Annotated in this window: 1 protein-coding gene; it reads right to left on the reverse strand. The window is 74.4% G+C overall.

Annotated elements, in window-relative coordinates; translation table 11 throughout:
- Positions 1 to 101: 101 nt before the first annotated feature.
- Positions 102 to 575 (reverse strand): FKBP-type peptidyl-prolyl cis-trans isomerase, encoded by a 474-nt coding sequence (locus A612_RS09695; protein ID WP_019374300.1) that lies wholly within the window; start codon positions 573 to 575, stop codon positions 102 to 104.
- Positions 576 to 720 lie beyond the last annotated feature (145 nt).

Raw genomic sequence — 720 nt, forward strand, 5'->3', positions numbered from 1 at the left:
CCCCGGCCGGGGCGCAGCCCGCTGCGCATCCGCGACCGCGCCTCGCGGCTGCTGCGCCAGGCGCTGCTGCGCCGCTTCTGAAGGCCGGCGCCGGCGCGCCTTCAGTGGTGGTGGCCGTGGCCGCCGTGCACGTGGCGGTGGGCGATCTCTTCGGCGTTGGCCGCGCGCACCTCGGTGACCTTGCAGTCGAAGCGCAGCGCCCGGCCGGCCAGCGGGTGGTTGCCGTCCAGGTGCACCTCGGGGCCCTTGATCTTGACCACGTGGAAGACCTGCGGACGGCCGTCGGCACCCGGGCCCTGCAGCTGGCCGCCGACCTTGACGCCGGGCGGGAACTCGCTCTTCGGGATGGTGCGCACCAGCGACTCGTCGCGCGGGCCGAAGGCGTCGTCCACGGCCAGCTCGACGCTGGCGGTCTGCCCCACCCCCAGCCCCGCAAGGGCCGCCTCGACCTTGGGGAAGATGTTGTCGTAGCCGCCGTGCAAGTAGGCGACGTGGCCGGCATCGAGCGGCTTGCCGGTGGCGGCATCGGTGATGCGGAAGCTGAGCGTGACGGCGGTGTCCGGGGCGATGTGCATGGGCGGTTGTTCCGAAAAAGGGCACGAAGTGCCCGATTGTGCGCCAGGATGGGGGGCGACCCGGGTCCGTTTGCGCGCGCTCAGCGCCGGCGGCCGAGCCACCAGCCCACCGCCAGCCCGGCGGCGCCGGCCGCGGTGGCCAGCG

Origin of the sequence: Melaminivora alkalimesophila (assembly GCF_000282995.1) — a bacterium.
Taxonomy (GTDB): Bacteria; Pseudomonadota; Gammaproteobacteria; order Burkholderiales; family Burkholderiaceae_C; genus Melaminivora; species Melaminivora alkalimesophila.

Coding starts and splice junctions, on each gene's coding strand:
- A612_RS09695 (WP_019374300.1), bottom strand. CDS start 575: ATGCACATCGCCCCGGACACCGCCGTCACGCTCAGCTTCCGCATCACC.